This window comes from Neobacillus drentensis, from assembly GCF_036962765.1.
Lineage (GTDB): Bacteria > Bacillota > Bacilli > Bacillales > Cytobacillaceae > Neobacillus > Neobacillus drentensis_C.
Map to the genome: position 1 here is coordinate 13,722 of NZ_JBALOS010000247.1, position 5,792 is coordinate 19,513.

Genomic DNA, 5,792 nt, shown 5'->3' on the forward strand with positions numbered 1-5,792 from the left:
GTGCCAAAATCAACAAAAAGCTTTAACATAGCCTTATTTTTTTATGCTGGCTGGAAATGGCTTGATCCAAAGTAAAGCAAAAAAAATCAAACAAATATAACCGAACAAAGGATACAAATAAGAGAGCAGTGTCCCGTAATTCACAAGACTAATCAGGTAGGAAACGACAAAAATCAGTGTTACAGAAACCATTGTCGGAATCGACCAATATTGTTTTAACTGGCGATCCAATCCAAACACATTCCCAATCACCGACGTAAAAATTTCTCCATAAATAACAAGAACAAAGATCCAATACAAAAAAGGAGCTAAATTTTTCATGACAATTGCCATCGGGATATTATAAAGTTCCAAATTTGGAAGCATGATCAGGGTAAAATGACTAGCAATTAAAATTAATGTTAGAGCAGCCCCTCCAAGAATTCCTCCCCATTTAATTGTCCAATCATCCTTAACTTCTGATGCAATCGGTACTAATACTGCTTGGGATAGACCAAGATTTAATGCCACATATGAAAATGGGGCAATAACACTCCTCCAGCCATCATCAGCATGAGGGATAAATAATAATTGATCGATGAAGTGAGGTCTTTGGACGGAATAGAACATTAATATAATGCTGAAAGTGATCATAAGCGGAACAACAAACGTATTAACGGCATAAAGGCCTTTTGTTCCTACTAACATGACTAAAAAGGATAAAATAATGGTTAGGAAAACACCTGCTGTTTTAGACAGACCTAACTGTTCCTCAAAAACTGCCCCAGCACCTGAAAGCATGACGGCACTAACACCAAGAAGCATAATTAACATAAAGATATTTATGACACGACTTGGCCATTTACCAAACAAGTACACATTAAACTCTTGATAGGATTTTGCATTTATATGGGATGCCATTCTCATTAGTTTCGAACCCAACGATATAAAAAGATATCCGCTCATTAATATACTTATTAAGCCAAAGAAACCAAACCGTGAAAAAAATTCAACGATTTCTTTTCCAGTGGCGAAGCCAGCTCCTACTACAGTCCCTACATAAACTGCAGCTATCTGAAATGCTTGAGTCCAATCCCTCTTCACAAAATCTCCCCCCTATCATCAATATATGATAAGAAGGACAAACAAAGACGAGCTTTTTTCCTTTAATTAGCAAGCATTACCATAAGCAAATCTCTTGAAAGTCAAAAAAGGTCAGAGTATACTATCGTCATAAGGTCAAATATAGTCAAAGTCAAATAAAACTAAATTCAAATTTTACAAGGAGGATATTTACTTATGCTTTGTCAACAATGTAATGAAAACAATGCAAACGTACAATTAAATGTAATTATTAATGGACAGCGTAAGGAAATTAAACTCTGTCACGAATGTTATACAAAAGAAAAGCAAACATTAGAGGCCGGCTTTGGTCAAAATATGAATCTTTTTCCAAACTTCCCATTTGAAAACTTTTTCATGACCCATGCTGCACCCGGAAAGGATGGCAGCCATCAACCTGCTCACCAGCAAACAGGAAGAAAAAATGGACAGAGCGGTTTCATCGACCAATTCGGACGGAATTTATCCCAAATGGCGAAAGCAGGCTTAATTGATCCTGTTATCGGTCGCGATGGAGAAGTAAAGCGTGTCATCGAAATACTAAATCGGCGTAATAAGAATAATCCAGTATTAATTGGAGAACCAGGGGTCGGAAAGACAGCAATTGCTGAGGGTCTTGCCTTGAAAATTTCTGAAGGAGATATCCCAGGCAAGTTACGAAATAAAGAAGTATATTTGCTCGACGTTGCTTCCCTTGTTGCCAATACAGGCATCCGCGGTCAATTTGAAGAGAGAATGAAACAACTCATTTCTGAGTTACAAGAGCGGAAAAATATTATTCTTTTCATTGATGAAATTCACCTTCTGGTAGGTGCTGGTTCCGCTGAGGGTTCAATGGATGCAGGGAATATCTTAAAGCCTGCCCTTGCCCGCGGTGAACTTCAGGTTGTTGGTGCAACCACACTTAAAGAATATCGACAAATCGAGAAGGATTCCGCTTTAGAACGCCGCTTCCAGCCAGTTCACGTACTTGAACCAACGCTAGAGGCAGCGATTGACATTTTAAAAGGAATCCAAAAGAGGTACGAGGAATACCATGATGTGACCTATTCAGATGAAGCCATTCTTGCCTGTGTTCAATTGTCACATCGTTATATTCAAGACCGTTTCTTACCTGACAAAGCCATTGATTTGCTGGATGAGGCTGGTTCAAAATTAAATCTTACTTCAGATTATAAAAGCAATGATCAAATTGAACTTCGTTTAAAAGAGATTGGTGAAGAAAAAGAAGAAGCACTGAAAAACGAGAATTACGAAAAAGCGGCTACTCTTCGTGATGAAGAAGCCAAATTGGAAAAGTCATTAAATATGGTTGCTGGTGTTGATCGACCAATTGTTGATGTTTCACATATTCAAGAAATTATCGAAGAAAAAACTGGAATCCCAGTTGGAAAATTACAACAAGATGAACAGTTAAAAATGAAGTCCTTAGAAGAAACTCTTAATCATAAAGTTATTGGCCAGGAAAAAGCAGTGAATAAAGTCGCTAAAGCGATCCGGCGCAGTCGGGCTGGATTAAAATCAAAACATCGTCCGATTGGTTCCTTCTTATTTGTTGGACCAACTGGAGTTGGTAAAACAGAATTAACAAAAACACTTGCCGAAGAACTGTTTGGTTCTAAGGATTCGATGATCCGCCTCGATATGAGTGAATACATGGAAAAACACAGTGTTTCCAAGTTAATTGGCTCACCTCCTGGCTACGTTGGTCACGAAGAAGCAGGACAGTTAACTGAAAAAGTACGTAGAAATCCTTACACGATCATCTTATTAGATGAGATTGAAAAGGCACACCCAGAAGTTCAACACCTATTCCTCCAAATTCTTGAAGACGGACGCCTAACGGATAGTCAAGGTAGAATTGTCAGCTTTAAGGATACTGTCATCATCATGACAAGTAATGCTGGTGTAGGCCGCAAGACCCTTCATGTTGGTTTTGGGACAAACGAAGCAATCGAGGAAGCAAGCATTCTCGACTCACTTGGCAGCTTCTTTAAGCCTGAATTCTTGAATCGTTTCGATAGTATCATCGAGTTTAATTCACTCGGCAAAGAACATATCCTTTATATCGTCGATTTAATGATTCATGAATTACAAGAAATGCTTACGGAACAAAAGATTGAACTAACCATTACTTCAGAATCAAAAGAAAAATTAGCAATGCTTGGGTACCATCCAGCCTTCGGAGCACGCCCGCTCCGTCGCGTAATCCAAGAACAGCTTGAAGATAAAATCGCTGACTTTATCTTAGAGCAGCCAGACGTTAAAAACTTAACCGCTATTGTTGAAGAAGATCAACTTAAAGTTGTCGCTAATGCAGCTTTGGTTAAATAAATAAAAGCGAAGCCATTCTAGAATTTCTAGAGTGGCTTCGCTTTTTTATTTACTTATAGATTCTTATCATCAACAGAGTTTAACCAATTTTCAATCACACCCACCACTGACTCTACACAACCTGCCTTAAATGGAGAGATTAAATTGGCCTCCTCAACTAACTTTGTAAATGACATACTGCCGCCTAGTCTGCAAAGCTTGACATAGTCAGCCCATGCTTCTTCTTGATTTTCTCTGGAGCGCTTCCAGAATTGAAATGCGCAAATTTGTGCAAGCGTATAATCTATATAATAAAACGGGGAATTATAGATATGGCCTTGGCGCTGCCAGAAGCCGCCATTCTCTAAGTACTCATTACCGTCATAATCTTTATGAGGCAAATACTTTTTCTCAATTTCACGCCATTGAAGCTTTCGCTCTCTTGGGGTAGCTTCTGGGTTTTCATATACCCAGTGTTGGAATTCGTCAACGGACACACCATATGGCAGGAATAACAATGCATCACTTAAATGTGAAAACTTGTATTTATCGGTGTCTTCCTTAAAGAACAAATCCATCCATGGCCATGTGAAAAATTCCATACTCATTGAATGAATTTCACATGCTTCATAAGTCGGCCAAGCATATTCAGGTATCTCAAAATGACGGCTTGAGTATACTTGGAACGCATGACCTGCTTCGTGTGTCAAGACATCAATATCTCCGGATGTACCGTTGAAATTAGAAAAAATGAAAGGTGCTTTGTAATTTTCAATAAAAGTACAATAGCCACCGCCAGCTTTTCCCTTCTTAGCAACAAGGTCCATCAAATTATTTTCCTGCATAAATCGGAAAAATGCACCTGTTTCTTCTGAAAGATCCTCATACATTTGTTGTCCATTTTCAATAATCCATTCCGGGGTACCCTTTGGAGTGGCATTACCAGTTTGAAAATTAAAAGATTCATCGTAATACTTTAGCTGATCGAGCCCGATTCTTTCCTGTTGGCGCTCCTTTAATTTTGTCGCGATTGGAACAATGAAGTCCTTAACTTGATTACGGAAATTGGCAACCATTTCTGCATTATAATCCGTTCTCATCATTCGGTAATAACCAAGTTCAACAAAGTTTTTGAAACCCAGTGTCCGAGCTATTTCAGTCCTTACCTTGACAAGATCATCATATATGCGATCAAAATCTGCTTCATGTTCAACCATAAAGCCAAATTTCGCTTCATTTGCCCTTTTTCTCATATTTCTATCAGTTGACTGAGCAAACGGCTCTAATTGGGCAAGAGTTCTTTCTTCCCCTTCAAAATCAATTTTTGCAGAAGCCATAAGCTTTGTGTATTCCGTTGACAAGCGATTTTCTTTCTGAAGCAAAGGGACAATCTCTGGTTTAAATGTTTTTAGTTGTCCTTCTGCAAGAGCAAAAAGCTGTTTCCCCCACTTTTCTTCTAATTCATGCCGGAACTTAGATTGAACAAGTACTTGGTAATACTTTGTTACTAAACCTTCGATCTCAGGCTGGATCTCATCCATATAATCTTGTTCTTCCTTATAAAACTCATCATTCGTATCAATTGAATGACGAATATTACATAGATTGAACATCGTACCTAAGTCATTTCTTATTTCATTGATCTCATTCATGACCCCGTTTTGTTCTTCTACAGTGCCTGCATTTTTTAATTTTTCAATTGAAGTATTAAATTTTTCGGTTACTTCTACTAAATTTGGCCGTATATATGTATAGTTTTCAAACCCCATTGAAACAACTCCTTTAAATTTTTCTAATATTCCAATCTATTTTATTATATACTATCGGCTAACATTCCTGACAATAAAAAAATACGACCAAAATGGCCGTATTAAAACTTACCAGCAGGTATACCTAGTTTTTTTAACAAATCAATAGCTTCTAGTTTTTCCGATTCATTAAGGGTTGACATGAGTTTGTCGATTTGCTTAGCATGTTCAGGAAAAATTTCTTGAATAAACTTTTTCCCGTCTTCTGTGATTTGTGCATATGTGACACGGCGGTCTTTCGGACAGGCAATTCTTTTTAACATTCCTTTTTGTTCAAGCTTGTCGACCACGTAAGTAATACTTCCACTTGCAAGTAAGATTTTCCCGCCAATTTGCTGCATAGGCTGGTCACCTTTATGATAAAGAAGTTCCAAAACGGCAAATTCTGTAGGATTTAACCCATTTGCCTGAATCACTTTATTTACATGTTCGTTAATAGCTTTATAGGCTCTTGAAAGGACGATAAAAAGCTTTAATGAAGTGGCTGTTGTTGAATTATTTTCCATAAAAAACTCATCCTTTTTGTTTAATAAGTACAGCTTATAATGGTAGAGAACTGCTCATTTAATT

At 37.7% G+C, this 5,792-nt stretch carries 4 protein-coding genes; 1 reads left to right on the top strand and 3 read right to left on the bottom strand.

The features are described from left to right. Window positions 1-33 precede the first annotated feature (33 nt). The gene (locus tag V7137_RS25290; protein WP_335700632.1) at window positions 34-1,083 is read right to left on the bottom strand and encodes a YkvI family membrane protein; all 1,050 of its coding nucleotides are present in this window, start codon (window positions 1,081-1,083) and stop codon (window positions 34-36) included. A 195-nt stretch (window positions 1,084-1,278) separates the two neighbouring features. On the opposite strand from V7137_RS25290, the gene V7137_RS25295 reads away from it, so the two are divergent. After that, a complete protein-coding gene (locus V7137_RS25295) occupies window positions 1,279-3,435 on the top strand; it encodes an ATP-dependent Clp protease ATP-binding subunit (RefSeq protein ID WP_335700633.1) in 2,157 nt (718 codons plus the stop codon). A 53-nt stretch (window positions 3,436-3,488) separates the two neighbouring features. On the opposite strand, the gene V7137_RS25300 is transcribed toward V7137_RS25295, so the two are convergent. Together V7137_RS25300 and V7137_RS25305 are read right to left on the bottom strand one after the other, a co-directional pair. Beyond that, window positions 3,489-5,183, bottom strand: coding sequence for a M3 family oligoendopeptidase (locus V7137_RS25300; protein WP_335700634.1), 1,695 nt, complete (start codon window positions 5,181-5,183; stop codon window positions 3,489-3,491). A 101-nt stretch (window positions 5,184-5,284) separates the two neighbouring features. Further along, window positions 5,285-5,728: a MarR family winged helix-turn-helix transcriptional regulator gene (locus V7137_RS25305; protein ID WP_218345804.1), complete on the bottom strand. Its 444-nt coding sequence runs from the start codon at window positions 5,726-5,728 to the stop codon at window positions 5,285-5,287. Window positions 5,729-5,792 lie beyond the last annotated feature (64 nt).